The sequence below is a fragment of the Falsiroseomonas algicola genome (assembly GCF_011040385.1).
In the GTDB taxonomy this organism is placed as follows: Bacteria; Pseudomonadota; Alphaproteobacteria; order Acetobacterales; family Acetobacteraceae; genus Falsiroseomonas; species Falsiroseomonas algicola.
Genome location: NZ_JAAIKB010000069.1, coordinates 1 through 419 on the forward strand (window position 1 = coordinate 1; position 419 = coordinate 419).

Genomic DNA, 419 nt, shown 5'->3' on the forward strand with positions numbered 1-419 from the left:
TACACCTGCAGGCTCGTGTCGATCCGCAGCCTGGCGTGCTGTGCCATCTCTGCCCCCTGGTCCCAGGTCAGCGAACGCCGGAGTTGCTCGGGCAGGGTGGTGATCGTCCCAGTGATCGCGTCGCGCACCGCCTCGGCGCCGTGTCCAGCGAGCGCTGGCCCATTCTTCTCGCGCGGCCCCGTTCCGTGTCCCTCCATCGGCGGCAGGTGCAGCAGCATTGTGAACCGCGTCGTCCGCTCAACCAGGGTGCCGATGGCGGAGCGGTTGAGGCCAATGATCAGATCGCCTTCCCAGTGCCCCGGCACAGCACGGTCCTCCACCTCCACTGGACGTTCGCTGATGAGGATCTCGGGGGTGATGAACGACTTGCCCCGCCCACGCGTGCGCGCCCGCGGCACCCGTAACGCCCGGCCGGTTCG

The 419-nt window shown here is 68.7% G+C and carries 1 protein-coding gene; it reads right to left on the minus strand.

From position 1 onward, the window contains the following. Nucleotides 1-419 (minus strand): IS30 family transposase (locus G3576_RS31055; protein WP_164698343.1); only part of this gene is annotated, 419 nt, incomplete at both ends.